Source organism: Ramlibacter sp. MAHUQ-53, from assembly GCF_052600055.1.
This window is the reverse complement of sequence record NZ_JBQWTS010000003.1, coordinates 52,919-76,975: the sequence shown is the minus strand read 5'-3', so window position 1 is coordinate 76,975 and position 24,057 is coordinate 52,919. Positions and strand designations below refer to the sequence as shown.

Genomic DNA, 24,057 nt, shown 5'->3' with positions numbered 1-24,057 from the left:
GCAGGTTTTACAAGAGCGCGACCGTGGTGCGTGGCTAGAATCGCCGCCACCTTCAGGGAGTAGCACTATGGCATTAAGGTCGAAGTTCAACCTGGTGTTGACGACCGTCTTCCTCGCGGGCTTCGTCGCGGCCGGCCTCGTCTCCCGCCAACTGCTCCAGGACAACGCGCGCCACGAGGTGGTACGCGAGGCGCGCCTGATGCTCGAGGCCGCCTCCTCGGTGCGGACCTACACCGTGGACCACATCCGCCCGCACCTGGTGGGGCAGATGGCCGAGGTCTTCCTGCCGCAGTCGGTGCCGGCCTTCGCCGCCACCGAGGCGATCAACACCCTGCGCAAGACCTACGGCGAGTACAGCTACAAGGAGGCCACCCTCAACCCCACCAACCCGCGCAACCGCCCGGCCGACTGGGAGGCCGACGTGGTACAGCGGTTTCGCCAGTACCCGGACCTCGACGAGCTGATCGCCGAGCGCCAGTCGGCCAACGGCCGCAGCCTGTTCATCGCCAAGCCGATCCAGATCAACAACCCGGCCTGCCTCCAATGCCACAGCACGCCGGCCGCCGCGCCCCCCAGCATGCTGCGCGTCTACGGCTCGTCGAACGGCTTCGGCTGGAAGCAGGGCGAGGTGGTGGGCGCGCAGATCGTCACCGTCCCCATGGCCGTGCCCCTGGCGCATGCCGACCGGGCCTTCACCACCTTCATGGGGTCGCTGGCGGCGGTGTTCGCCGTGGTCTTCGTGGTGCTGAACCTGATGCTGACCTGGCTGATCCTGCAGCCGGTGCGGCGCCTCTCGCAGGCCGCCGACCGCATGTCCACCGGCGACTTCACCGAGCCCGAGTTCAGCGAGCGCGGCGACGACGAGGTGGTGCGCCTGGGCGCCTCCTTCAACCGCATGCGCCGCAGCCTGGAGAAGGCGATCCAGATGATCCGCCTCGAGTCGCGCGCATGACCCGGGCCCCCGACGCCGCGGACGCCGCCGCCCTGCCCGCCGGCACCCGGCTGGCGGAGTACGAGATCCGGCGCGTGCTGGGCGGCGGCGGCTTCGGCATCACCTACCTCGCGCACGACACCCACCTGGACCTGCCGGTGGCGATCAAGGAGTACTTCCCGGGGGAACTGCTCGCCCGCGGCGCCCAGGGCCGGGTGGCGCCGCGCACCAGCGGCCAGGCGCCCCGCCAGCGCTTCACCGCCGGCCTGCAGCGCTTCGTCGACGAGGCGCGCGCCCTCGCGGCCTTCCGCCATCCGCACATCGTCCGGGTGCTGCGCTACTTCCGCGCCCTGGGCACGGCCTACATCGTCATGGAGTACGAGACCGGCCAGCCCCTCAAGCACTGGCTGCAGCGGCAGGCGCCGCTGTCGCTGCCCGGCCTGCTCGCCGTCGTGCGCCCCCTGCTCGATGGCCTGGAGGCGGTGCACGCGGCGGGCTTCCTGCACCGGGACATCAAGCCGGACAACATCTACATCCGCAGCGACGGCCGCCCGGTGCTGCTCGATTTCGGCGCTGCCCGCCGCGTGCTGGCCGACGGCGAGATGACCAACATCGTCACGCCCGGCTTCGCGCCCTTCGAGCAGTACCACTCCCAGGGCGCGCAGGGTCCCTGGACCGACATCTACGCCCTGGGAGCGGTGATGTACTGGATGGTCACCGGCCGCAAGCCGGTGGAGGCCGCCGCCCGCATCCAGGCCGACGCCATGCCGGGCGCGTCCATCCTCGCCGACGCCACGGTCTTCGGGCGGGCGGTGCTGCACGCCATCGACTGGGCACTGCAGCCCGACGAACAGCGCCGCCCGCAGTCGGTGGCGCAGCTGCGCGCGGCGCTGGAGGGCGGCGAGGCTTCGGTGCCCTCGTCCTCGGGGAGCACGCCGGCCTCCCGGCCGGATATCGAGGCCCTGCGCCGGCGCAACCTCCTGTGCACCATCCTGTTCATCGACCTGGTGGGCTATTCGGCGCGCTCGGTCAACGAGCAGGCCGCGGCCAAGCGCCTCCTCAACGACCTCATCGCCCGCGCCCTGGAGCCGGTGCCTTTGCACACCCGCCTGGCCATCGACACCGGTGACGGCGCCGCGCTGTGCTTCCTGGGCGATCCCGAGGAGGCCCTGCACGTGGCCCTGCTGTTGCGGGACCTGCTGCGCCAGCGACCGGCCGCCGCCCTGCCCGCGCGCCTGGGCCTGCACCTGGGGCCGGTGCGGGTGGTGCAGGACATCAACCAGCGCATCAACGTCATCGGCGACGGCATCAACGTCGCCCAGCGCGTGATGGACTTCGCCCGGCCGAACGAGCTGCTGCTCTCGCGTGCCTGCCACGACGTCATCTCCCGCATCGCCGAGGGTGGTCCGGCCCTGTTCCGCCCGGCCGGCACGCGGGCCGACAAGCACGGCCGGCAGCACGAGCTGTTCGCGGTCACCGAGACGGTGCCGCCGCAGCCGGGGGACGGCCTGCCGGCCACCATTCCCCTGGCCAGCACAGGCCCGGGCCTGGCGGCGCGGCTGCTGCGCGAGGCCGGGGGCGGCGCGCCGCGGGCCCGGGCGGCGGAGGATGCGGCGGACTACCCCGCCGCGCCACGCCACGCGGCGCTGCAGGCCGTGGAGCAGGCGCTGTGCCGCGACCTCGGGCCGGTGGCCCGCCTGCTGGTGCGCCAGCAGCTCGAGGCCGGCGCCAGCCCTCAGGAGATGGTCGAGGCCCTGGCCCGGCACATCGACGTGCCGCAGCGGCGCGAGGCCTTCCGCCTGCTCGCCCTGCGGGCGCTGGGTGCGGCCTGAAGCGGCGGCCTGGGGCGGGGCACGATCCGCCCCAGGGCCGGCTGCGAGGCCTGCCGGCCAGGCCCCGTGCCGGGCCTCAGGCCGGCGCCGCCACCCGCCCGGCCTCGATGGTGATGCGGCGCTCGCAGCGCTGCGCGATCGCGCGGTCGTGCGTGACCAGCACCAGGGTCGTGCCGCGCTCGCGGTTCAGGTCGAACATCAGCTGCATCACCGTCTCGCCGGTGGCGAAGTCCAGGCTGCCGGTGGGCTCGTCCGCCAGCAGCACCGCCGGCTCGACCACGAAGGCGCGGGCCAGCGCCACGCGCTGCTGCTCGCCGCCCGACAGCAGCCGGGGGTAATGCCCGAGGCGCTGGCCGAGGCCGACGCGCGCCAGCATGGCCGTGGCCGCGGTGCGGGCGTCGCGGCGACCTGCCAGTTCCAGCGGCAGCATCACGTTCTCCAGGGCGGTGAGGTTCGCCATCAGCTGGAAGCTCTGGAACACGAAACCGATCTTCTGGGCGCGCAGCGCGGCGCGCTGGTCCTCGTCGAGCGCGAACAGGTCCTGGCCGGCCAGGCGCACCGTGCCGCGCGAGGGCGTGTCCAGCCCCGCGATGATCGACAGCAGCGTGCTCTTGCCCGAGCCCGAGGCGCCGACGATGGCCACCGTCTCGCGCGCGGCCAGGGCGAAGTCGATATCACGGAGAATGTCGAGGGTGCCGGTCGAGTCGGTCACGGACTTCCAGACATGCTCGACGGCGATGATGGATTCGGACATGAAATATTCAATGTGGGACCGCAGGCGCTGGGTGCTGGGCGCGCTGGCGGCGGCCGTGGCCGCCCCGGCGCGCGCGGCCGAGCCCGTGGTCCTGGTACTGGGCGATTCGCTGAGCGCCGAGTATGGCCTCAAACGCGGGACGGGCTGGGTGCGCCTGCTGGAAGCCCGGTTGGCGCAGGAGAAGATCGCGGCGCGGGTGGTGAATGCCAGCATCAGCGGCGAGACCACCGCCGGCGGCCGATCGCGCCTGCCCGCCCTGCTCGCCCAGCACCGGCCCACCCACGTGGTCATCGAACTGGGCGGCAATGACGCGCTGCGCGGCCTGCCCCTGTCCATGACCGAGGACAATCTCTCGCAGATGACCCTGGCCGCGCAGCAGGCCGGCGCGCGCGTGCTCCTGGTGGGCATGCAGCTGCCGCCCAACTACGGCCGTGAGTTCGGCGAGCGATTCGCCGCCCTCTACGACCAGGTCGCCCGCCGCCACAAGGCCGCCGCCGTGCCCTTCTTCCTCAAGGGCTTCGCCGAGGGGCCGGACGCCGCCCGCTACTTCCAGCCTGACCGGATCCACCCGACCGAAGAGGCCCAACCCCTGATGCTGGCCAATGTCTGGCCCGCGCTCAAGAAACTGCTTTCCGCCAAGTGACCGTCCAGATCCTCCCGGCCGCCGAGGCCATCGCACGCCTCGGCGAGTTCAGCGCCGTCATCGACGCGCGCAGCGAAAACGAATACGCCGAGGACCACCTGCCCGGCGCCGTCAACTGGCCCACCCTGAACAACGAGGAGCGCCACCTCGTCGGCACCATCTACAAGCAGGTCAACCCGTTCGAGGCGCGCAAGCGCGGCGCGGCGCTGGCCGCCGCCAACATCGCCCGCCATATCGAGCGCGAGCTGCTGCAGGTCCCGAAGGACTGGAAGCCGCTGGTGTACTGCTGGCGCGGCGGCAAGCGCAGCGGCTCGCTCTCCCTGGTGCTGGACCAGATCGGCTTCCGCGTGCACCTGGTCGAGGGCGGCTACAAGGCCTTCCGCACCGCGGTGCTGGAGGACCTGCCCCGCCTCGCGCAGCGCCTGGACTACCGCGTGGTCTGCGGCCCCACCGGCTCCGGCAAGACCCGCCTGCTGCATGCCCTGGCCGCGCAGGGCGCGCAGGTGCTGGACCTGGAGGGCCTGGCCAACCACCGCAGCTCGGTCCTCGGCCTGGTGCCCGGCGAGCGCCAGCCCTCGCAGAAGCACTTCGACACCCGGGTCTGGCAGGCCCTGCGCGGCTTCGACCCGGCGCGGCCGGTGTACGTGGAAAGCGAGAGCAAGAAGGTGGGCAACGTCTCGGTGCCCGAGGCCCTGATCCTGGCCATGCGCGCCAGCCGCTGTATCGACCTGCGCCTGTCCGACGACGAGCGCGTGGCCCTGCTGATGGAGGACTACGACTGGTTCGTCAAGGACCCGGAGTTCTTCTGCGACCGGCTGTCCACCCTCGTCGAGCTGCGCGGTCATGCGGTCGTGACGGGCTGGCAGGAGCGGGTGCGCGCCGGCCGCACCGAGGAGGTGGTGCGCGAGCTGCTGGTGCAGCACTACGACCCCATGTACGCCGCCTCGATCCGCCGCAACTTCACCCAGTACGCGCAGGCCCTGGCCCAGGGGGTGGACGACCGCTCGCCGGCCAGCATGGCGCGCGCCGCGGCGGAACTCCTGGCGCAAGCCTGAGCAGGCCCCGCGCGAAGGACACGCCGGCCTCCGGGGGCGCGCGCGACGCCCTGGGCTCTAGGGGGACTGAGGCTCAGCTGGAGGCGGAAGCCGCCTGGCCGGGCTGCATCGGCGCCGACGGCTCGCGGTCGCCGGCCTGGGCCAGGTGCTCGTCGTCCGACAGGCCCGCGGCCTCGGACGCCTTGCGATCGGCCTTGGCGCGCAGCTTCTCTTCTTTTTTCTGCTTCTTGGCCAGTTCACGCTGGCGCTTCTCGTAACCGTAATTCGGGGTGGCCAAGGCGCATCCTTTCGTGCAGGGCAAGGCGCCCAATGTAAGCGATTCGGCGGATCGGGGACAGCGCGCGTTTCCAGACGCAAGCGCCGCGTGCCGGGGCCGCGCCCTCAGCCCAGTGCCGCCAGCGCCTGGCCGAGGTCGGCGCGCAGGTCCGCCGCCGCCTCCAGGCCGGCGGAGAAGCGTACCAGCGTGCCCTTGCCTTGCCAGGTGCCCAGTGATGCGCTGCGCATCGAGGTGACGTCGTAGGGCACGGCGAGGCTGACCGGCCCGCCCCACGAATACCCCAGCTTGAACAGGCGCAGTGCATCGCAGAAGGCATCGACGCGGGCCCGGTCGTAGCGGGCGTCGAGCACCACCGAAAACAGGCCCGCCGCCAGGCCCTGCGGCCCGCACAGCGCCTGCCAGTTCGCATGCCCGGGCGAGCCGGGCAGCGCCGGGTGCAGCACCTGCGCGATCTCCGGGCGGCCCTGCAGCCAGGTGGCCAGCTCGCGGGCGGCCGCGTCGTGGGCGCGGTAACGCAGCTGGATGCTCGGCAGGGAGCGCAGCACCGCCTCGACATCGTTCGCGCCGACGCCCAGGCCCAGGCGCATGTGCGTGAGCTTGAGCCGCTGGTGCAGCGCCTCGTCGCGCGTGGTGATGCTTCCCATGAGGACGTCGCCGCCACCGCTGGGGTACTTGGTGAGGGCCTGCACCACGATGTCGGCGCCACCCTGGGCGAAGCCGTCGAAGGCCAAGCCGGCGCCCCAGGTGTTGTCCAGTGCGCTGGTGATGCCGCGCTCGCGGCACAGGGCGGACAGCTGCGGCAGCGGCGGGAACTCCATCGTGACCGAGCCGGGCGCCTCCAGCCACACCAGCTTGGTGCGGGCGGACAGGCGCCGCGCGAGGTCCTGCGGGTCCATCGGGTCGTAGCGCTGGTGCGTGATGCCCCACTGCGCCAGCTCGCCCTCGCACAGGGCCTTCGAGGGCCCGTAGACGTTGTCGGGGATCAGCACCTCGTCGCCGGCGCGCAGCAGCGCGAAGTCGACGTTGGCGATGGCGGCCAGCCCGCTGGGCGCGAGCAGGCACTGCGTGCCCCCTTCCAGGCTGGCGATGCGCTCCTCCAGGGTGAAGGTGGTCGGCGTGCCATGCAGGCCGTAGGTGTAGCCGGCCTTGTGCTTCCAGTCCCGCGCGCGCAGGGCGGCGACGTTCGGGAAGATGACCGTGGAGGCCTTGAAGACGCCGGCCTGCGGCGCGGCGAAGCCCGCGGGCGGCTGGTAGGGATGGTGGATCAGGTCGGTGACGCGGTCGCTCATGGGCCGATGGTAGCCGCCGCTGCCGTGCCCGCGGCGCCAGGGGCGGCTACAGTGGCGCCTCTGGCGCATCGTCCCGCCGTGCTGTCCCGACCTGCTTCCACCCACTCCGACCCCGCATCCATGACCCGCACCCGCATCGCCGTGGCCGGCGCCGGCCTCATCGGCCAGGCCCATATCGCCGTCCTGCAAGCCGAGCCCAGCGCCACGCTGTCGGCCATCGTCGACCCCTCCCCCGCCGCCGCCGCCATCGCCGAGCGCGCCGGCGTCCCGCTGTACCCCTCGCTCGAGGCCCTGCTGGCCGCCGACCGGCCCGACGGCGTGGTGCTGGCCACGCCCAACGCCCTGCACTTCCCGCAGGCCATGGCCTGCCTGGAGGCCGGCCTGCCGACGCTGCTGGAAAAGCCGCTCACGCCCACCGTGGCCGAAGGCCGGCGGCTGGTCGACGCCGTCGCCGCTCGCGGCGGCCGCCTGCTGGTGGGGCACCACCGCGCGCACAGCCCGATCATGGCCAAGGCCCGCGAAGTGGTGCGATCGGGACGCCTGGGGCGGCTGGTGGCCGTCCAGGGCAGTGCGATGTTCTTCAAGCCGGACCACTACTTCGACGACGGCCCGTGGCGCCGCGAGCCGGGCGGCGGGCCGATCCTGATCAACATGATCCACGAGATCCACAACCTGCGGATGCTGTGCGGCGAGATCGTCGCGGTGCAGGCCATGGCCTCGAACGCGGTGCGCGGCTTCGCGGTGGAGGACACCGTGGCCCTGAGCCTGCGCTTCGACAGCGGCGTGCTGGGCACCTTCATCCTCTCGGACACCGCGGCCAGCCCGCGCAGCTGGGAGCAGACCAGCCAGGAAAACAAGGCCTACACCACCTATGGCGACGAGGACTGCTACGTGCTGGCCGGCACCCAGGGCAGCCTGTCGGTGCCGACCATGCGCCTCAAGGCCTACCCCGACGCCGGCGCGAGCCGCTCGTGGTGGAAGCCGTTCGAGGCCAGCGTGGTGGAGATGGTGCGCGAGGACCCGCTGGTGCGCCAGATGGCGCATTTCGCGGCGGTGGTGCGCGGGGAGTGCGAGCCGCTGGTGACGGCGGCGGACGGCCTGGCCAACCTGGTGGTGGTGGAGGCCATCACCGAGGCGGCGCGCACGGGCCGCCTGGTGACCCTGGGCTAGGCGCCCAGGGCGTGGAAGCTCAGAGCTTCCACTTCTCCAGCAGCTTTTCGGGTCCCAGGCTGTCGTAGGACTCGAAGGGCTGGTGGATCCAGGGGTTGGTCGGCAGGAATTCGACCTGGTAGTCCGGCTCGAAGGTCGACACGCCCTTGGTCCAGATCACCGCGCTGCGCAGCTCGGTGATGGGCTTGTAGTTGTTCTTCAACTGGTCCACCACCTTGCGCAGGGTCACGCCGGAGTCGGCCAGGTCGTCGACCAGCAGCACGCGGCCGGCGATCTCGCCCTTGGGCGTGGTGATGTAGCGGGCGATGTCCAGCTGGCCCTGCACCGTGCCGGCCTCGGCGCGGTAGGAGCTGGTGGACATGATCGCCAGCGGCTTGTCGAAGATGCGCGAGAGGATGTCGCCGGGGCGCATGCCGCCGCGGGCCAGGCACAGGATGGTGTCGAACTCCCAGCCCGACTGGTACACCTTGAGCGCCAGCTTCTCGATCAGGTTGTGGTACTCGTCGTAGCTGACGTACAGGTGCTTGCCGTCTTCGGTCAACATGCGTGGTTTCCTCTTTCTGCAGTCAGGGTTCAGGCCGCCAGGTAGGGGTGGCGCATCATGATCGTGTGGTCACGGTCCGGGCTGGTCGAGATGATGTCGACCGGCACGCCGGTCACATGCTCGATGCGCTGCAGGTACAGGCGCGCGTTGACCGGCAGCTTGTCGTACTCGGTCACGCCCACGGTGCTGTCGGTCCAGCCTTCCATGGTCTCGTAGATCGGCTTGCAGCGGGCGATCTCGTCGGCGCCCAGGGGCAGGATGTCGATCTGCTCGCCATCGAGCTCGTAGCCCACGCACAGCTGCAGCTCCTTGATGCCGTCGAGCACGTCGAGCTTGGTGATGCACAGGCCGGTCAGGCCGTTGACCTGGGCCGAGCGCTTGAGGAGCGCGGCATCGAACCAGCCGCAGCGGCGCGAGCGGCCGGTGGTCACGCCCTTCTCGGCGCCCACGGTGGACAGGTGCCAGCCCACGGTGCCCTCGGTCTGCCAATCGAGTTCGGTGGGGAACGGGCCGCCGCCCACGCGGGTGCAGTAGGCCTTGGTGATGCCCAGGATGTAGTGCAGCATGCCCGGGCCCACGCCCGAGCCGGCGGCGGCGTTGCCGGCCACGCAGTTGCTCGAGGTGACGTAAGGGTAGGTGCCGTGATCCACGTCCAGCAGCGTGCCCTGGGCGCCTTCGAACAGCAGGTTGGCGCCGTCGCGGTGGGCCTCGTTCAGCTCGCGCGAGACGTCGGCGATCATGGGCTTGAGCATCTCGCCCAGGCGCAGGGCCTCGTCCAGGGTGGACTGGTAGTCCACGGCCGGCGCGTTCAGGTAGGTGGTGAGCACGTGGTTGTGCAGATCCAGCAGGTCCTTCAGCTTGGCGGCGAAGCGCTCGGGATGCTTGAGGTCCTGCACGCGCAGGGCGCGGCGGGCGATCTTGTCCTCGTAGGCCGGGCCGATGCCGCGGCCGGTGGTGCCGATCTTCTCGGTGCCGCCCTGCTCGCGCTTGGCTTCACGGGCGATGTCCAGCGCCGCGTGGAACGGCAGGATCAGCGGGCAGGCCTCGGAGATGCGCAGGCGCGAGCGCACCTCGACACCGGCCTTCTCCAGGCCGGCGATCTCCTCGAACAGCTTGGCCACCGACAGCACCACGCCGTTGCCGATGTAGCACTTCACGCCGGGGCGCATGATGCCGGAGGGGATCAGGTGCAGGGCGGTCTTGACCCCGTTGATCACCAGCGTGTGGCCGGCGTTGTGGCCGCCCTGGAAGCGCACCACGCCCTGGGCGCTCTCGGTGAGCCAGTCCACGAGCTTGCCCTTGCCTTCGTCGCCCCACTGGGTGCCGACCACGACCACGTTGCGACCAGTTGTCTTTGTCATCGAAAAACTCTCAGGAAAATTCAGTGTGTTCAGAGGGCCGACACGACCCAGGCGCCGGCCTGGCAGGTCAGCTCGCGGTCGCAGTGGAACTCGTCCACCCCGCTTTCGTGGCCCGGCAGGACGCAGACCACGGTCTCGCCGTCACGGCGCAGGCGCGCGATGGCCTCGCGCAGGCCGGCATCCTCGCCCCAGGGCGCGCGGATCGCGGCCTTGAGCGGGCGGCTGGCGGCCACGCCGACCAGTTCCTTCATGTCCAGGCTGAAGCCGGCGGCGGGCCGGTTGCGGCCGAAGACGGCGCCGACCTCGTCGTAGCGGCCGCCGCGCACCAGGGCGTCGCTGGCGCCGGGCACGTAGATGGCGAAACGCGCGCCGGTGTAGTAGCTGTAGCCGCGGACATCGCCCAGGTCGAAGCTCACGCGGGCACCCTCGACATGGCCGGCCAGCCAGCGCAGGTTGTCCAGCGCCTGGCGGATCTCGGGCAGCGGGGGCAGCGCCTTCACGGCCTCGCCGAGCACCGCGGCGTCGCCATACAGCGAGACCAGCGCGCGCAGGCCCTCGCGCGAGGCCTCGGGGAAGGCGCGGGTCAGCGCGGCGAGCTCGCTCGAATCCTTGGCGGCCAGTGCGGCATGCACGCGCACCAGGGTGGCGGCATCGGCGTTCACGCCGGCCAGCAGGGCGCGCACGATGCGGGCGTCGGCCAGGTCCACCGAGGGGCCCACCACCTGGGTGGCGCGCAGGCAGTCGAGGGCCAGCGCCAGGGCCTCGAGGTCGGCCTCCAGGCCGGCATGGCCGTAGATCTCGGCGCCGAACTGCAGCGGCTCGCGGGTGGCGTGCGGGCGGTCGGGGCGGGTGTGCAGCACCGGGCCGCAGTAGCACAGGCGGGTGACGCCGGGGCGATTGAGCAGGTGGGCGTCGATGCGGGCGACCTGCGGCGTGGTGTCGGCCCGCAGGCCCATCATGCGGCCCGAGAGCTGGTCGACCAGCTTGAATGTCTGCAGGTCCAGCGCCTCGCCGGTGCCCGTGAGCAGGGACTCCAGGTGCTCCAGCAGCGGCGGCATCACCAGCTCGTAGCCATAGCTGCGGGCGGTGTCGAGCAGTTCGCGGCGAAGCTCTTCGATGTGCCGGGCCTCGGAGGGCAAGACATCGGCGATGTGATCCGGCAGGACCCAGGCGGACATGGAAAGGGGGACGCTGTTAAAACCGGTATTTTACCGGCCAGGGATGGGGTCGCCCGCGGCGACCGTGATCAGGAGGTGACCCAGGCCAGGAGCAGCAGCCCCAGGACCACGCAGACCAGCCCGAAGAACCGCAGCTGGCCGTCGGCCAGCTGCGTGAGCTGGGTGATCGTGCGGCGCCAGCGGGCCGGGGCCACGAGGGGCACCAGCCCCTCGAAGACCAGCACCAGGGCGATGGCCGCCCAGAGCAGATCCCGGTCCACGCGCGCGCCCCGGGCTTACTTGCGCGGCGCGGCGGAGGCTGCGGGGGCGGCCGGCGCGTTGCCGGGGCCGCGGAAGGCCCGGAAGAAGTCGCTGCCCGAGGGGTCGAGGACCATCACGTCGCCCTTCTTGGTGAAGCTGGACTTGTAGGCCTCGAGGCTGCGGTAGAACTGGGCGAACTGCGGGTCGCGGCCGAAGGCGTCGTTGTAGACGCGCGCGGCCTCGGCGTCGCCCTCGCCCTTAATCTTCTGGGCGTCACGGTAGGCGTTGGCCACGGTGATCTCGCGCTGGCGCTCGGCATCGGCGCGGATCTTCTCGCCCTCGGCGGTGCCGGTGGAGCGAAGCTCGTTGGCCACGCGCTTGCGCTCGGACTCCATGCGGCGGTAGACCGACTCGGTGATGGCCTCGACATAGTCGGCCCGCGTGATGCGCACGTCGACCACTTCCACGCCCCAGGGCTTGGCGCCCTTGACCACGTCCTGCACCTCGCGCTTGACGTCGGCCATCAGCTGTTCGCGGGCGGTGGAGAGCAGCTCGCGCACCGTGCGCTTGTTGATCTCCTCCTGGAAGGCGTTGCGCACCACGCGATTGAGCTGGTTGGCGCCGGCCTGCTCGTCCAGGCCGACGTTGCGGATGTACTGCGAGGGGTCGGAGATGCGCCAGCGCACGAACCAGTCGATGACCACGCGCTGCTTCTCGGCGGTGAGCATGGGCTCGGTGTCGGCGCTGTCCAGCGTGAGCAGGCGCTTGTCGATGTAGCTCACGTTCTGGAACGGCGGCGGCAGCTTCCAGTGCAGGCCGGGCTCGGTGATGACGGCCTTGATCTGGCCCAGGGCATAGACCACGCCGAACTGGCGCTGGTCGACCACGAAGACGGTGGAACTGATGATGGCCAGGGCCACCAGCACGGAGGAGATGAGGAAACCGATCCTGTTCATGTTCTTGTGCTCCCTGCGGGTCAGCGCGTCTCGCGCTCGCGGCCACGGGTGGTGTTCTCACGCGAGCGCGAGTCGCCCGCGGCGGGCGCCGGCGCGGAGGGGCCGGCGGGCGCCGCCGGGGCGGCCGCGGCGGGCGCGCCTTCCTGCGCCACCTGCTGCATGATCTTGTCGAGCGGCAGGTACAGCAGGTTCGAGCCCTGTCGCGAGTCGACGAGCACCTTGGTCACGTTCTGGTAGATCTGCTGCATGGTCTCCAGGTACAGCCGGTCGCGCGTGACCTGGGGCGCGCGCTGGTATTCGGCCAGCACGGAGCGGAAACGCTGCGAGTCGCCCTGGGCCTGGGCGACGATGCGGCCCTTGTAGGCCTCGGCCTCCTCCTTCAGCCGCGAGGCCGTGCCGACCGCGCGCGGGATCACGTCGTTGGCATAGGCCTGGGCCTCGTTCTTGGCGCGCTCGCGCTCCTGGCCGGCCTTGAGCACGTCGTCGAAGGCCGCCTGCACCTGCTCGGGCGGGCGCACGCCGCCTTGCTGCAGGTTGATGCCCACGACCTCGACGCCGAGGTTGTAGCGGTCCAGGATGGTCTGCATCAGGGTGCGCACGCGCGGGGCGATCTGGTCGCGCTCGTCAGCCAGGGCCGAGTCCATGCGCATCTTGCCGACCACCTCGCGCACCGCAGTCTCGGCGGCGTGGACCACCGCTTCCTGCGGGTTCTTGCTCTCGAACAGCCAGGCGCGGGCGTCCTTCAGGCGGTACTGCACCGCGAACTTGATCTCGACGATGTTCTCGTCCTGCGTGAGCATGGCCGACTCGCGCAGGCCGGTGGCGCGGATCACGCTGTCGCGGCCGATGTCGACCGAGCGGATCTGCGTGACGGTGACCACCTCGTGGCGCTGGATCGGGTACGGCAGGCGCCAGTTGAAGCCGGCGCCGACGGTCGACTGGTAGCGGCCGAACTGGGTGATGACGGCCTGCTGGCCTTCCTGCACGATGAAGAAGCCGGTACCCAGCCAGATCAGGACGACCACCGCGGCCACCAGGCCGGCGCCGATGCCGGCGCTCTTCATGTCGGGCGGCTGCGCGCCGGCGCTGCCGCCATTGCCGCCATTGCCGCCGCGGCCGCCGAACAGGCCGCCGAGCTTGCGGTTGAAGTCGTGCCACAGCTCGTCGAGGTCCGGCGGGCCCTGGTTGGGGCCGCGGGAGCCGCCGCCGTTGGGGCGCTCACCCTCGGGGCGCGGGTTCTCGCTGCGCGGCTCGTCGCCGCCTCGCCCCCACCGCGGGTCGTTCAGGTTGAACATGCCCCGCAGGCGTTGCAGCGCCTGCGCGAGGAAGCCGGGAAAAGGGAGGTTCATGCGATGGCTTGTTTGACTTGTACTGGTGGCATTGTGCCGAATCAGGCATCCGCCTCTTGCATTTGAGGCTTTCTGTCATCGCCCTCGGCCCCGCCGCGGGCGCGGGCCGCCGCCGCGGCGTGCGCCGCCAGGACCTCACGCAGGGCCGGCAGGCCGGCGCCGGTGCGCGCACTGACGAACAGGCGCGGCACCGGCCGCCCTTCGAGCTCGTAGGTGTCCTGGGCCTGCCGCGGCTGCTGGCTCTCGGGCAGCGCGTCGACCTTGTTGAACACCAGGACCTGCGGCACGTCGGCCGCGCCGATCTCGTGGAGCACGCGCTGGACCTGGTCGATCTGCTCGGGAAAGCCGGGGTTGGCGGCGTCGACCACGTGCAGCAGCAGGTCGGCATCGGCCGCCTCCTGCAGCGTGGCCTGGAAGGCGTCGATCAGGCCGTGCGGCAGGTCGCGGATGAAGCCCACCGTGTCGGACAGCGAGACCGAGCGGCCGACGCCCTGCCCCTCCTCGCCGGTGGGTGCGAGGTACAGCTGGCGGGTGGTCGTGTCGAGCGTGGCGAACAGCTGGTCGGCCGCGTAGGCGCGGGCCTTGACCAGGGCGTTGAACAGCGTGGACTTGCCGGCGTTGGTGTAGCCCACCAGGGAGATCGTGTAGGCGCCCTGCCGCTCGCGCTGGCGGCGCTGGGTGCCGCGCTGACGCTTGACCTTCTCCAGGCGCTCGCGGGTCCGCTTGATGGCGTCGGAGATCATCCGGCGGTCGAGTTCGATCTGCTTCTCGCCGGGGCCGCCGCGCACGCCGGCGCCGCCGGTCTGCCGCTCCAGGTGCGACCAGCGCCGCACCAGGCGGGTGCTGATGTATTGCAGCCGGGCGAGCTCGACCTGGAGCTTGCCCTCATGGCTGCGGGCGCGCTGGGCGAAGATCTCCAGAATGAGCAGGGTCCGGTCGTTGACCGGCAGCCCCAGGTGCCGCTCGAGGTTGCGCTGCTGCGCGGGGCTGAGCGACTGGTCGAACAGCACCTCGGTGGCGCCGCTCTGTTCGGCCATGAACTTGATCTCGTCGGCCTTGCCGCTGCCGATGAACAGCGCGGCATCGGGCGCGCGGCGCTTGCAGGTGACGCGAGCGACGGGCTGCAGGCCCGCGGTCTGGGCCAGCAGGCCCAGCTCCTCGAGGCCGGCATCGAAATGGGGATCGCCAAAGTCCACCCCCACCAGGATGGCGAGGGCGGCTGGGCGTTGGGAAGCTTCTTGCAAGTGAGGGGCCCGGGCTGGGGTGGGGGCGGGTCGCCCGGGCTGTGGTGCAGGCCAGGCCCGCGGCGCGCCGTCAGGCGGCGGGGGTCTCCTGGCTCTCCGCCGCGTTGAAATTCACGGCGCGCCCGGGGACGATGGTGGAAATCGCGTGCTTGTAGACCATCTGCGTCACGGTGTTTCGCAGGAGGACCACATACTGGTCGAAGGACTCGATCTGACCCTGCAGCTTGATGCCGTTGACCAGGTAGATCGACACGGGCACATGCTCCCGGCGCAGGGTGTTCAGGAAGGGGTCTTGGAGGAGTTGCCCTTTATTGCTCACGATATTCTCCGTGTTAAGTGATTGTGTTCGGGAAGCCCCACCTTACCACAGCAAAGCTGCCGCGCAAGTAATCGTTGCGCGGCTCACTCCTTGTCCGCGTAGGGGTTCTTGGAGGTCTTCATCTCGATGCGCAGGGGCGTGCCGATCAGGTTGAACTCCTTGCGGAAGCGGCCCTCGAGGAAACGCTTGTAGGCGTCGGTCACGTGCTCCAGCGAGTTGCCGTGGACCACGATCACCGGCGGGTTCATGCCGCCCTGGTGCGCGTAGCGCAGCTTGGGGCGGAACATGCCGGCGCGCTTGGGCGACTGGAACTGCACCGCCTCCAGCAGCAGGCGGGTGAGCACGGGCGTGGGCATCTTGACCATGGCCGACTTGTGGGCGGCGCTGATGGACTGCCACACCGGGCCCAGGCCCTGGCGCTTCTTGGCCGAGATGAAGTGCAGCGCGGCGAACTTCAGGAAGGCCAGGCGCTGCTCGATCTGGCGCTGCAGCTGTTCGCGCTGGTAGTCGTCCACCGCGTCCCATTTGTTGACGGCGATGACCACCGAGCGGCCCGACTCGAGGATGTAGCCCGCGATGTGGGCGTCCTGGTCGGTCACGCCCTGGGTGGCGTCGAGCAGCAGCAGGACTACGTTGGCCGATTCGATGGCCTGCAGCGTCTTGACCACCGAGAACTTCTCGATCGCCTCGAAGACCTTGCCCTTGCGGCGCAGGCCGGCGGTGTCGATCAGCTCGTACTTCTGGCCGGCGCGCTCGAAGGGCACCGAGATCGCGTCGCGGGTGGTGCCCGGCATGTCGAAGGCGACCAGGCGCTCCTCCCCGAGCCAGGTGTTGATCAGGGTGGACTTGCCGACGTTGGGCCGGCCGGCGACGGCCAGCTTGATGAGGCTTTCGTCGACTTCGCCCTCCTCGTCGTCGGGCTCGGGCAGGCCCAGCTGGTCCAGCGCGATCTCGACCATGCCGCGGATGCCCTGGCCGTGGGCCGCCGAGACGGCCAGCACCTCACCCAGGCCCAGCTCGTAGAACTCGGCGAGCTGGTGGCCCTCCTTCATGCCCTCGGCCTTGTTGGCCACGAGGACGGTGGGCTTGCCCAGCTTGCGCAGGTAGTTGCCGATGTCGTGGTCCTGCGCGGACAGGCCGGCGCGGGCGTCGACGACGAAGATCACGACGTCGGCCTCGGCCACGGCCTGGCGGGTCTGCCGGGCCATCTCGACATAGATGCCGCTCTCGGCGGTGGGTTCGAAGCCGCCGGTGTCGATGACGATGAACTCGCGCTTGCCCAGGCGCGCGTTGCCGTAGTGGCGGTCGCGCGTGAGGCCGGCGAAGTCGGCCACGATGGCGTCGCGCGACTTGGTCAGGCGGTTGAAGAGGGTCGATTTGCCGACATTGGGGCGGCCGACCAGGGCGACGACGGGTTTCATTTACTCGGGGATGAAGCCGTGGACACCGCCATTGCGGGTGACCACGACCAGGGTGTTGCCGGCGAGCACCGGGGCGGCCGCGATGGCCGAGCCGTCGGTGGACAGGCGCTGGCGCAGGCTGCCGTCCTCGCGGGACAGCAGGTGCACGTAGCCGAAGGCATCGCCGATGGCCACGGTGCGACCGAGCATCAGCGGGGTGGAGAGGCCGCGCTGCAGCAGGGCCTCGTGGGTCCAGGCGCGCTCGCCGCTGTCGCGGCGCCAGGCGATGACCTTGCCGTCCCACTCGGTGCCGACGACCAGGCGGTCGTCGCCGGTGAGGCCCTCGGCGCCGTTGGCGCTGCGGGTCCAGGCCAGCTGGCCGCGGCGGGTGTCGACGCAGCCGACGGCCGACTGGAAGGCGCGGGCGCAGACACTGTCGCCCACGCGGCTGGTGCGGCCGACGAGGTCGACCAGGCGCTCGACGTCGTTGGTGCCGCGCGAGGTGGCGATGCCGGACTCCCAGCGGATCGCACCGGTCAGCGGGTTGAGGCCGGCGAGGCGGCCGCCCTGCCCCGCCACCAGCGTGTCGCCCACGGCCAGGAGCACGCCAGCCTGGCGCAGCACCAGCGCCTCGCCCGGGCGCTGCTGCGTCCAGAGCTTGCGGCCGTTGGCGGCGTCGAAGGCATGGATCGAGCGGTCGGCCGCGAGCACGAACACGCGCCCGCCGGCCACCAGGGGCGCGGTGAAGGACTGCACGCCCAGCGGCTGGCGCCAGGCAGGCTGGCCGGCGGACAGGACCACCAGTTCGTTGCCGCGGGTGACGACCGCAGCGAGCGGGCCGTCGCTGCCGACGCCGGCCGACAGCGCGCCACCGGCGGAACCGCGCCAGCGCTCGGCACCGGTGGCGGCGTCGAAGGCGGCGACGGTGCCGTCACCGGCAGCGGCCACAACCAGGCCGGCCGCGGGCTGCAGCGTCAGCGGGAAATCGACGCGGCCGATGCGGGCCGTCCAGGCCTGGCGCACCGGCTGCAGGTTCGGGTTGGGCTGGAGCTCGGCGGGCTTGAGCGCACCGCCGGAGCCGCCCAGGAAGCTGGGCATCCACGCACAGCCCGCCAATGCGGCGGCCGCGGCGGCCACGGCCAGGCCGCGGGCGATGCGCGCGCGCGTCGGGCGGGCGGTCATTTCGCGGGCGCGGCGGGCGCCGCGGCGGTGACGGCCTCGCCGCCCAGGGCGGTGAGCTTGACTTCCACCAGGCGGCGGTAGTCGTTGCGCGCATCCAGGCCGGCCAGCGCCTTCTTGTATTCGGCCTTGGCCGCATCCTTCTTGCCTTGCAGCTGGAGGATGTCGCCGCGACGGTCGGCGGCCAGCGCGGCGAACGCGGCCGGCAGGCCGGCGTCGAGCTGGCGCAGGGCGTCGTCATAGGCCTTCGCATCGGCCAGCAGGCCGGCCAGGCGCAGGCGGGCGACGGCCTTCAGGCCGTCGTCCGACGACTTCTCGGCCACCCAGCCCAGGGCGGCCTTGGCCGCATCGCCCTTGCCGCCCTCGGCCAGCGCGCGGCCGGCCAGCAGGCCAGCCTGCGCGGCGTACGTGGTGCCGCCGAACTTGTCCTTGATGTCAGCGAAGGCACGCTCGACCCGGGCCATCTCGCCGGACTGGGCGGCGCGGTCGACCTCGGCGAACAGCGCCGAGGCCTGGGCGGCCTGGCGGTTCTGCCACCAGTGCCAGCCGTTCCAGGCCGCGACGGCGCCGAAGGCGACGATCAGCACCCAGGTGATCAGGTTGCCGTACTTGTTCCAGAAGTGCTTGATCTCGGCAAGCTGCTCCTGTTCTTCGAGGTCGAGGTGAGAGGCCATGGGGTATCGGAAGTGTGCGCGCGATTGTAGTGACGGGCCCGGGCCTCAGGCCTTGAGGCTGGCGGCCCAGGCCGCCGGGCTGGCGAGCGGCTGGCGCGACTGGGCGCCGGCGCCGTCCCGCAGCGACTTGACGGTGACCTCGCCGGCGGCGAGCTCGTCGCCGCCGAAGATCAGGCCATAGCGCGCACCGCTGGCGTCGGCCTTCTTGAACTGGGACTTCATGCTGCCCATGCCCTCGGCGCCGGCGGCGTGCATCTGCACGCTCACGCCGGCGGCGCGCAGCGCCTGCAGCAGCCTGAGGACCTGCGGCATGGCCGCGGCGTCGGGGACGATGGCATAGGCGTCGGGCGCGTGGGCCGGCGCCTGCGCGCCCTGCTCCTTCAGCAGCTCCAGCACCCGTTCCACGCCCAGCGCCCAGCCCACGGCCGGCGCAGGCTTGCCGCCGATCTGGCCGATCAGGTAGTCGTAGCGGCCCCCGGCGCAGATGGTGCCCTGGGAGCCCAGGCGGTCGGTCACGAACTCGAACACCGTGAGGTTGTAGTAGTCCATGCCGCGCACCAGGCGCGGGTTTACCGTGTAGGGGATGCCGTTGGCTTCGAGGATGGCCTTGACGCCATGGAAGTGCGCCAGGGACTGCTCGCCAAGGAAGTCGATCAGGCGCGGCGCGCCCTCGACCATCGCCTGCATCGCCGGGTTCTTGGTGTCCAGGATGCGCAGCGGGTTGGAATGCAGGCGGCGCTTCGCGTCGTCGTCGAGCAGGTCGGCGTGGCGCTCCAGGTAGGCGATCAGCTCGGCGCGGTGCTGGCGGCGCTCCTCGGGCTGGCCCAGGCTGTTCAGCTCCAGCCGCCAGTCGGTCAGGCCCAGCTCGCGCCACAGGGCGCAGGCCAGCAGGATGATCTCGGCGTCGACGTCGGGGCCGGCGAAGCCCAGGGCCTCGGCGCCGATCTGGTGGAACTGGCGGTAGCGGCCCCGCTGCGGGCGCTCGTGGCGGAACATCGGGCCCATGTAGTACAGCCGCTTGCCGCCGTCGTAGAGCATGTTGTGCTCGTTGACCGCGCGCACCACGCCGGCGGTGGCCTCGGGGCGCAGCGTGAGCTGCTCGCCGTTGAGGCGGTCCTCGAAGGAGTACATCTCCTTCTCGACGATGTCGGTCACCTCGCCCAGGCCGCGCACGAACAGTGCGGTCGGCTCGACGATGGGGGTGCGGATGTTGCGGTAGGCGTAGCGCGCCATCAGCGAGCGCACCCGGTCCTCCAGCCACTCCCACTGCGCCGAGACCGGCGGCAGGATGTCGTTCATGCCCTTGACGGCGGCCAGGGGCGTTGCCTTTGCGGCGTTGTTGTTCTTCTCGGTCATGGAAAGGAAATCAGGCCGCCCCGGCGGAGCCGAAGCGCTTCTCGATGTAGTTCTCGACGATCTGCTGGAATTCGGCGGCGATGCCCTCGCCGCGCAGGGTCAGGGCCTTCTGGCCGTCGATGAAGACGGGCGCGGCCGGGGCCTCGCCGGTCCCGGGCAGGCTGATGCCGATGTCGGCATGCTTGCTCTCGCCGGGGCCGTTGACGATGCAGCCCATGACGGCCACCTTGAGCTGCTCGACGCCGGGGTAGCGCTGGCGCCACACCGGCATCTGCAGGCGAAGGAAGTCGTCGATCTGCTTGGCCAGCTCCTGGAAGGTGGTGCTGGTGGTGCGCCCGCAACCGGGGCAGGCGGTGACGCTGGGCACGAACACGCGCAGGCCCAGGGCCTGCAGGATCTCGGAGGCGATCACCACCTCCTGCGTGCGCGACTCGCCCGGCTGCGGCGTGAGCGAGACCCGGATGGTGTCGCCGATGCCTTCCTGCAGCAGGATGCCCATGGCCACGCTGGACGCCACCGTGCCTTTGGTGGCCATGCCGGCCTCGGTCAGGCCCAGGTGCAGGGCGTAGTCGCAGCGCGCGGCCAGTGCGCGGTAGACGGAGATCAGGTCCTGCACGCCGCTGACCTTGCAGGACAGCAGGATCTGGTTCGGGTCCATGCCCAGGGACTCGGCCAGCTTGGCCGAGTCGATGGCGGAAGTGACCAGCGCCTCGTACATCACGGCCTTGGCATCCCAGGGCTGCGCGCGGCGGCTGTTGTCGTCCATCATCTGCGCGAGCAGGTCGGGGTCCAGGCTGCCCCAGTTCACGCCGATGCGCACCGGCTTGTCCCAGCGCATGGCGGCCTCGACCATCTGCGCGAACTGCTTGTCCTTCTTGTCGCCGCGGCCCACGTTGCCGGGGTTGATGCGGTACTTGGACAGCGTCTCGGCGCAGGCCGGGAACTCGGTGAGCAGGCGATGGCCGTTGTAATGGAAGTCGCCCACCAGCGGCACGTCGATGCCCATGCGATCGAGCTGCTCGCGGATGTAGGGCACCTGCTGGGCGGCTTCGGGCGTGTTGACCGTGATGCGCACGACCTCGGAGCCGGCCTGGGCCAGCTCCTTGACCTGGATCGCGGTGGCGATGGCGTCCTGCGTGTCGGTGTTGGTCATCGACTGCACGCGCACCGGCGCATCGCCGCCCACCGTGACCACGCGGGAGCCCCAGGCGATGCGCGCCTGGCGCGAGCGGCGCGGCGCGGGCGCGGCGGCGGTGATGGGCAGGCAGGGCTGGTCCATGCTCACCTCGAGGCGGCGGGCAGCGCCGGCGTGACGGTCTCGACCGCGAGGCCGGGCGTGCTGGCGGCCGGCAGGGCCGGCGTGACGGATTCGGAGACCTGGCCCGCCGTGGCGGCCGGCTCGGAGGCGGCGGGCTGCGGCGCGGAGGCGGCCGGGGACGTCACCGGCGCCTCGCGGCGCAGCGGCACCGCCAGCAGCACCACCGCGGCCACGAGCAGGGCCAGCGCCACCAGCACCGGCGGGCGGCCCAGCCACTCGCGCCAGCCGCCGGAGGCGACCTCGCCCGGTTCCTCGAAGCGCTCGTTGAGCGAGTCGCGGTCGGTGCGCAGGTGCGGCGCGCCCTGCGGCAGGGCCGCGAGCAGCGGCGCCGGGTCGACCTTGAGCTGGCGGCAGATGCTGGCCGTCAGCGCGCGGGCGAAGGTCAGGTCGGGCAGCTGGTCGAGCCGGTCGGACTCGAGGGCCTCGAGCTGGCGGCTGGGGACCTTGAGGGCCGCGGCCAGCGCCGTCACGTGCACGCCCTGGGCCTCGCGGGCCGCGCGCAGCATGGCGCCTGCGCCGCCCGCACCGAAGGTGCTGCTGGCGGCGGAGGGGGTCAGGTTGTCGGCCTGGGCCGAATCATTCATCAAAGGCTCCACGGTCGTACGCCACCAGTTCTCGGGACTGGGGGTAGCGTTTTCTGAGTTGGTCGCCGAGCTGCTGCATGGCGACGCGGTCGCCGATGCGCTGCTCGACCCGGATGCCGAGCCACAGCGATTCAGCATTCGCGAATTCGCTGTTGTTCAGGCGCCGGATGTAGAACTGGGCCCGCTCGAGCTCGCCGCGCAGGAGCAGCAGGCGCGAGAGGTTGTAGCCGGTCACCGGGTTGGCCGCGTCCAGCTCGTAGGAGCGGGCGAGGCTGCGCTCGGCGTCGCCATTGCGCCCGGCGCGGGCCAGGCACAGGCCCTGGGCCATGAAGGTCTTGGCGCGGCCGGTGTAGGTGGGGTTGGCCAGCGCCTGCTCGAACGCCTGCAGGGCCTCGGCATGGCGCGCCTGCTGGCACATGAGCCAGCCGTAGTTGTGCAGGGTGTCGCCGTCGCGCGAGTCCAGGGCCAGGGCGCGGCGGAAGCTGTCCTCGGCCTGGCGCAGGTCGGCCAGGCGCATGTAGATCAGGCCGCGCAGGTTGTAGGCCGGGGCGAAGCTCGGGTCGCTGGCCAGCACCTGCTTGATCTCGTCGAGCGCGATCGGCGTGCGGCCCTCCTCGAAGTAGCCGACGGCCAGCTCCAGGCGGATGCGGGCGCGGCGGCGCTCGGGAGATTCGTCGGACTCGGTGACCGGGTCGTTGCGGGCGCCCGCGCCCTGGGGGACGTTGCCGCAGCCGGTCAGGCTGCCCAGGATCGCGGCCAGGCCCAGGACCAGGGCCACGGTACGCGTGCGACGGATCATGCAGAACCCTCCTTCACCGGCTTGAGCATCACGGTGCGCTGCTGCGCGATGCGCTCGCCCACGCGGGTGCGGTCCTTGACGTCGCCGGCCAGCTGGCCACAGGCGGCGTCGATGTCGTCCCCTCGTGTCTTGCGCACGGTGGTGACGATACCAGCATCGCTGAGCATCTTGGCGAAGGCGAGCACCTGTTTCTGCGGCGAGCGCGACAGGCCGGAAGCCGGGAAGGGATTGAACGGGATCAGGTTCAGCTTGCACGACACGCCGCGGCCGCCGTGGTGGCGCACCAGGTCGATCAGGGCGCGGGCGTGCTCGGGCTGGTCGTTGACGCCCTCGAGCATGCAGTACTCGAAGGTGATGAAGTCGCGCGGGGCGTGCTCGAGGTAGCGGTTGCAGGCGTCGAGCAGTTCGGCCAGCGGGTACTTGCGATTGAGCGGCACCAGGTTGTCGCGCAGCGGGTCGGTGGGCGCGTGCAGGGAGACCGCCAGGGCGACCGGGCAGTCCTGCGCCAGCCGGTCCATCATCGGCACGACGCCCGAGGTGGAGACGGTGACGCGCCGGCGCGACAGGCCGTAGCCGTGGTCGTCCAGCATGGTGCGCAGCGCGGGCACCAGGGCGGCGTAGTTCTGCAGCGGCTCGCCCATGCCCATCATCACGACGTTGGAGATGACGCGCTCGCTCGTGCCCAGGTGCTTGCGCAGGAAGTGCTCGGCGAACCAGAGCTGGGCAATGATCTCGCCGGTGCTCAGGTTGCGGGCAAAGCCCTGGTGGCCGGTGGAGCAGAAACGGCAGCCCACGGCGCAGCCGGCCTGGGAGGAGATGCACAGCGTGCCGCGGTCGTCCTCGGGGATGAACACGGACTCGACGGCATTGCCACCGCCGACGTCGAACAGCCACTTGATGGTGCCGTCCGAAGACTCTTGTTGGGTGATGACCGGCAGGCCCTCGATGCGGGCGGCGGTCTGGAGCTTGCCCCGCAGGGACTTCGCCAGATCGGTCATCTGGTCGAAGCTGGAGGCGCCCCGCTGGTGGATCCAGCGATACAGCTGGGTGGCGCGGAAGCGCTTCTCACCCAGCGTTTCGCAAAACGCGGCCAAGCCCTCCAGGTCGAAGTCGAGAAGGTTGGCCGTCGTCATTGCATTGCGGTCGCCCGCGGATTAACGCGAGTAGACGTTCATGCCGGGGAAGAAGAAGGCAACTTCCACAGCGGCGGTTTCGGGGGCGTCGGAGCCGTGCACGGCGTTGGCGTCGATGCTGTCGGCGAAGTCGGCGCGGATGGTGCCCTTCTCGGCCTTCTTCGGGTCGGTCGCGCCCATCAGGTCACGGTTCTTGGCGATGGCGTTCTCGCCTTCCAGGGCCTGGATCATGACGGGGCCGGAGACCATGAAGTCCACCAGGTCCTTGAAGAACGGGCGGGCCTTGTGCACGGCGTAGAACTGCTCGGCTTCGCCGCGCGACAGGTGCACCATCTTGGCGGCGATGATCTTCAGGCCGGCGCCTTCGAAGCGGGAGTAGATCTGGCCGATGACGTTCTTGGCGACGGCGTCGGGCTTGATGATGGACAGGGTGCGTTCGATAGCCATTGGATTTCTTTCCTGAGCGTGGATG

25 protein-coding genes are annotated in these 24,057 nt (G+C 71.0%); 5 read left to right on the top strand and 20 right to left on the bottom strand.

Annotated elements, in window-relative coordinates:
* Positions 1-67 precede the first annotated feature (67 nt).
* Positions 68-952: a c-type heme family protein gene (locus tag ACT80S_RS06355; protein WP_377414065.1), complete on the top strand. Its 885-nt coding sequence runs from the start codon at positions 68-70 to the stop codon at positions 950-952.
* Complete coding sequence (locus ACT80S_RS06350) at positions 949-2,763, top strand: protein kinase domain-containing protein (RefSeq protein ID WP_377414063.1); 1,815 nt, start codon at positions 949-951, stop codon at positions 2,761-2,763. Before ACT80S_RS06355 ends, ACT80S_RS06350 begins: the two co-directional genes overlap by 4 nt.
* Before the next feature lie 76 nt (positions 2,764-2,839).
* Here the strand turns inward: ACT80S_RS06350 and ACT80S_RS06345 are convergent, their stop codons facing one another.
* Complete coding sequence (locus ACT80S_RS06345; RefSeq protein ID WP_377414061.1) at positions 2,840-3,517, bottom strand: ABC transporter ATP-binding protein; 678 nt, start codon at positions 3,515-3,517, stop codon at positions 2,840-2,842.
* Between ACT80S_RS06345 and ACT80S_RS06340 the strand changes: the two genes are divergently transcribed.
* Together ACT80S_RS06340 and mnmH are read left to right on the top strand one after the other, a co-directional pair.
* Positions 3,516-4,160: an arylesterase gene (locus tag ACT80S_RS06340; protein ID WP_377414059.1), complete on the top strand. Its 645-nt coding sequence runs from the start codon at positions 3,516-3,518 to the stop codon at positions 4,158-4,160. The two genes, ACT80S_RS06345 and ACT80S_RS06340, sit on opposite strands and share 2 nt — an antisense overlap.
* Entirely contained in the window at positions 4,157-5,215 is a 1,059-nt protein-coding gene (gene mnmH, locus ACT80S_RS06335; RefSeq protein WP_377414057.1) for a tRNA 2-selenouridine(34) synthase MnmH, read from the top strand. Before ACT80S_RS06340 ends, mnmH begins: the two co-directional genes overlap by 4 nt.
* Before the next feature lie 73 nt (positions 5,216-5,288).
* Here mnmH and ACT80S_RS06330 read toward each other — a convergent pair whose 3' ends face one another.
* Together ACT80S_RS06330 and ACT80S_RS06325 are read right to left on the bottom strand one after the other, a co-directional pair.
* Positions 5,289-5,492 (bottom strand): hypothetical protein, encoded by a 204-nt coding sequence (locus ACT80S_RS06330; protein ID WP_377414055.1) that lies wholly within the window; start codon positions 5,490-5,492, stop codon positions 5,289-5,291.
* 104 nt (positions 5,493-5,596) lie between these two features.
* The gene (locus ACT80S_RS06325) at positions 5,597-6,781 is read right to left on the bottom strand and encodes a PLP-dependent transferase (RefSeq protein WP_377414053.1); all 1,185 of its coding nucleotides are present in this window, start codon (positions 6,779-6,781) and stop codon (positions 5,597-5,599) included.
* Between the two features lie 120 nt (positions 6,782-6,901).
* On the opposite strand from ACT80S_RS06325, the gene ACT80S_RS06320 reads away from it, so the two are divergent.
* On the top strand, positions 6,902-7,951 hold the full coding sequence (locus tag ACT80S_RS06320) for a Gfo/Idh/MocA family protein (RefSeq protein WP_377414051.1): 1,050 nt from the start codon (positions 6,902-6,904) through the stop codon (positions 7,949-7,951).
* Between the two features lie 19 nt (positions 7,952-7,970).
* On the opposite strand, the gene ACT80S_RS06315 is transcribed toward ACT80S_RS06320, so the two are convergent.
* From ACT80S_RS06315 to ndk, 17 genes are all read right to left on the bottom strand, one after another.
* On the bottom strand, positions 7,971-8,495 hold the full coding sequence (locus tag ACT80S_RS06315) for a phosphoribosyltransferase (protein ID WP_377414048.1): 525 nt from the start codon (positions 8,493-8,495) through the stop codon (positions 7,971-7,973).
* Positions 8,496-8,524: 29 nt separating this feature from the next.
* Positions 8,525-9,856, bottom strand: coding sequence for an adenylosuccinate synthase (locus ACT80S_RS06310; protein WP_377414046.1), 1,332 nt, complete (start codon positions 9,854-9,856; stop codon positions 8,525-8,527).
* Positions 9,857-9,885: 29 nt separating this feature from the next.
* On the bottom strand, positions 9,886-11,034 hold the full coding sequence (locus tag ACT80S_RS06305; protein ID WP_377414043.1) for an ATP phosphoribosyltransferase regulatory subunit: 1,149 nt from the start codon (positions 11,032-11,034) through the stop codon (positions 9,886-9,888).
* Between the two features lie 68 nt (positions 11,035-11,102).
* The gene (locus ACT80S_RS06300; RefSeq protein WP_377414040.1) at positions 11,103-11,294 is read right to left on the bottom strand and encodes a DUF2065 domain-containing protein; all 192 of its coding nucleotides are present in this window, start codon (positions 11,292-11,294) and stop codon (positions 11,103-11,105) included.
* Between the two features lie 15 nt (positions 11,295-11,309).
* A complete protein-coding gene (gene hflC, locus ACT80S_RS06295) occupies positions 11,310-12,230 on the bottom strand; it encodes a protease modulator HflC (RefSeq protein WP_377414038.1) in 921 nt (306 codons plus the stop codon).
* Positions 12,231-12,250: 20 nt separating this feature from the next.
* Positions 12,251-13,579, bottom strand: a complete 1,329-nt coding sequence (gene hflK, locus ACT80S_RS06290) for an FtsH protease activity modulator HflK (protein WP_377414036.1) — start codon at positions 13,577-13,579, stop codon at positions 12,251-12,253.
* 41 nt (positions 13,580-13,620) lie between these two features.
* Positions 13,621-14,823, bottom strand: a complete 1,203-nt coding sequence (gene hflX, locus ACT80S_RS06285; protein WP_377414034.1) for a GTPase HflX — start codon at positions 14,821-14,823, stop codon at positions 13,621-13,623.
* 70 nt (positions 14,824-14,893) lie between these two features.
* Complete coding sequence (gene hfq / locus ACT80S_RS06280) at positions 14,894-15,142, bottom strand: RNA chaperone Hfq (RefSeq protein WP_377414032.1); 249 nt, start codon at positions 15,140-15,142, stop codon at positions 14,894-14,896.
* Positions 15,143-15,225: 83 nt separating this feature from the next.
* The gene (gene der / locus ACT80S_RS06275; RefSeq protein ID WP_377414029.1) at positions 15,226-16,563 is read right to left on the bottom strand and encodes a ribosome biogenesis GTPase Der; all 1,338 of its coding nucleotides are present in this window, start codon (positions 16,561-16,563) and stop codon (positions 15,226-15,228) included.
* Positions 16,564-17,724 (bottom strand): outer membrane protein assembly factor BamB, encoded by a 1,161-nt coding sequence (gene bamB / locus ACT80S_RS06270; protein ID WP_377414027.1) that lies wholly within the window; start codon positions 17,722-17,724, stop codon positions 16,564-16,566.
* Positions 17,721-18,395, bottom strand: a complete 675-nt coding sequence (locus ACT80S_RS06265; protein ID WP_377414025.1) for a YfgM family protein — start codon at positions 18,393-18,395, stop codon at positions 17,721-17,723. The genes bamB and ACT80S_RS06265 overlap by 4 nt, the downstream gene beginning before the upstream one ends.
* Positions 18,396-18,440: 45 nt before the next feature.
* Positions 18,441-19,751: a histidine--tRNA ligase gene (hisS, locus tag ACT80S_RS06260; RefSeq protein ID WP_377414023.1), complete on the bottom strand. Its 1,311-nt coding sequence runs from the start codon at positions 19,749-19,751 to the stop codon at positions 18,441-18,443.
* Positions 19,752-19,761: 10 nt separating this feature from the next.
* Positions 19,762-21,030, bottom strand: coding sequence for a flavodoxin-dependent (E)-4-hydroxy-3-methylbut-2-enyl-diphosphate synthase (ispG, locus tag ACT80S_RS06255; RefSeq protein ID WP_377414021.1), 1,269 nt, complete (start codon positions 21,028-21,030; stop codon positions 19,762-19,764).
* A gap of 2 nt (positions 21,031-21,032) precedes the next feature.
* Positions 21,033-21,653: a helix-turn-helix domain-containing protein gene (locus tag ACT80S_RS06250; RefSeq protein ID WP_377414019.1), complete on the bottom strand. Its 621-nt coding sequence runs from the start codon at positions 21,651-21,653 to the stop codon at positions 21,033-21,035.
* Positions 21,646-22,452, bottom strand: a complete 807-nt coding sequence (gene pilW, locus ACT80S_RS06245) for a type IV pilus biogenesis/stability protein PilW (protein WP_377414016.1) — start codon at positions 22,450-22,452, stop codon at positions 21,646-21,648. Before pilW ends, ACT80S_RS06250 begins: the two co-directional genes overlap by 8 nt.
* On the bottom strand, positions 22,449-23,585 hold the full coding sequence (gene rlmN, locus ACT80S_RS06240; RefSeq protein ID WP_377414014.1) for a 23S rRNA (adenine(2503)-C(2))-methyltransferase RlmN: 1,137 nt from the start codon (positions 23,583-23,585) through the stop codon (positions 22,449-22,451). The genes pilW and rlmN overlap by 4 nt, the downstream gene beginning before the upstream one ends.
* A 21-nt stretch (positions 23,586-23,606) precedes the next feature.
* Positions 23,607-24,032 carry a nucleoside-diphosphate kinase gene (ndk, locus tag ACT80S_RS06235; RefSeq protein ID WP_377414012.1) on the bottom strand — a complete coding sequence of 142 codons (426 nt, stop codon included), beginning with the start codon at positions 24,030-24,032 and terminating at the stop codon, positions 23,607-23,609.
* Between the last annotated feature and the right edge of the window lie 25 nt (positions 24,033-24,057).

Bases quoted from the DNA above. Each gene is read 5' to 3' on its own strand.
- hflK (WP_377414036.1), bottom strand. From the start codon at position 13,579: ATGAACCTCCCTTTTCCCGGCTTCCTCGCGCAGGCGCTGCAACGCCTG.
- pilW (WP_377414016.1), bottom strand. From the start codon at position 22,452: ATGATCCGTCGCACGCGTACCGTGGCCCTGGTCCTGGGCCTGGCCGCG.
- ACT80S_RS06305 (WP_377414043.1), bottom strand. From the start codon at position 11,034: ATGTCCGCCTGGGTCCTGCCGGATCACATCGCCGATGTCTTGCCCTCC.
- ACT80S_RS06350 (WP_377414063.1), top strand. From the start codon at position 949: ATGACCCGGGCCCCCGACGCCGCGGACGCCGCCGCCCTGCCCGCCGGC.
- ACT80S_RS06310 (WP_377414046.1), bottom strand. From the start codon at position 9,856: ATGACAAAGACAACTGGTCGCAACGTGGTCGTGGTCGGCACCCAGTGG.
- ACT80S_RS06315 (WP_377414048.1), bottom strand. From the start codon at position 8,495: ATGTTGACCGAAGACGGCAAGCACCTGTACGTCAGCTACGACGAGTAC.
- hisS (WP_377414023.1), bottom strand. From the start codon at position 19,751: ATGACCGAGAAGAACAACAACGCCGCAAAGGCAACGCCCCTGGCCGCC.
- ACT80S_RS06265 (WP_377414025.1), bottom strand. From the start codon at position 18,395: ATGGCCTCTCACCTCGACCTCGAAGAACAGGAGCAGCTTGCCGAGATC.
- ACT80S_RS06340 (WP_377414059.1), top strand. From the start codon at position 3,516: ATGAAATATTCAATGTGGGACCGCAGGCGCTGGGTGCTGGGCGCGCTG.
- hflC (WP_377414038.1), bottom strand. From the start codon at position 12,230: ATGAACAGGATCGGTTTCCTCATCTCCTCCGTGCTGGTGGCCCTGGCC.
- der (WP_377414029.1), bottom strand. From the start codon at position 16,563: ATGAAACCCGTCGTCGCCCTGGTCGGCCGCCCCAATGTCGGCAAATCG.
- ACT80S_RS06320 (WP_377414051.1), top strand. From the start codon at position 6,902: ATGACCCGCACCCGCATCGCCGTGGCCGGCGCCGGCCTCATCGGCCAG.
- ACT80S_RS06250 (WP_377414019.1), bottom strand. From the start codon at position 21,653: ATGAATGATTCGGCCCAGGCCGACAACCTGACCCCCTCCGCCGCCAGC.
- ACT80S_RS06325 (WP_377414053.1), bottom strand. From the start codon at position 6,781: ATGAGCGACCGCGTCACCGACCTGATCCACCATCCCTACCAGCCGCCC.
- ACT80S_RS06355 (WP_377414065.1), top strand. From the start codon at position 68: ATGGCATTAAGGTCGAAGTTCAACCTGGTGTTGACGACCGTCTTCCTC.
- bamB (WP_377414027.1), bottom strand. From the start codon at position 17,724: ATGACCGCCCGCCCGACGCGCGCGCGCATCGCCCGCGGCCTGGCCGTG.
- rlmN (WP_377414014.1), bottom strand. From the start codon at position 23,585: ATGACGACGGCCAACCTTCTCGACTTCGACCTGGAGGGCTTGGCCGCG.
- ACT80S_RS06345 (WP_377414061.1), bottom strand. From the start codon at position 3,517: ATGTCCGAATCCATCATCGCCGTCGAGCATGTCTGGAAGTCCGTGACC.
- ispG (WP_377414021.1), bottom strand. From the start codon at position 21,030: ATGGACCAGCCCTGCCTGCCCATCACCGCCGCCGCGCCCGCGCCGCGC.
- ndk (WP_377414012.1), bottom strand. From the start codon at position 24,032: ATGGCTATCGAACGCACCCTGTCCATCATCAAGCCCGACGCCGTCGCC.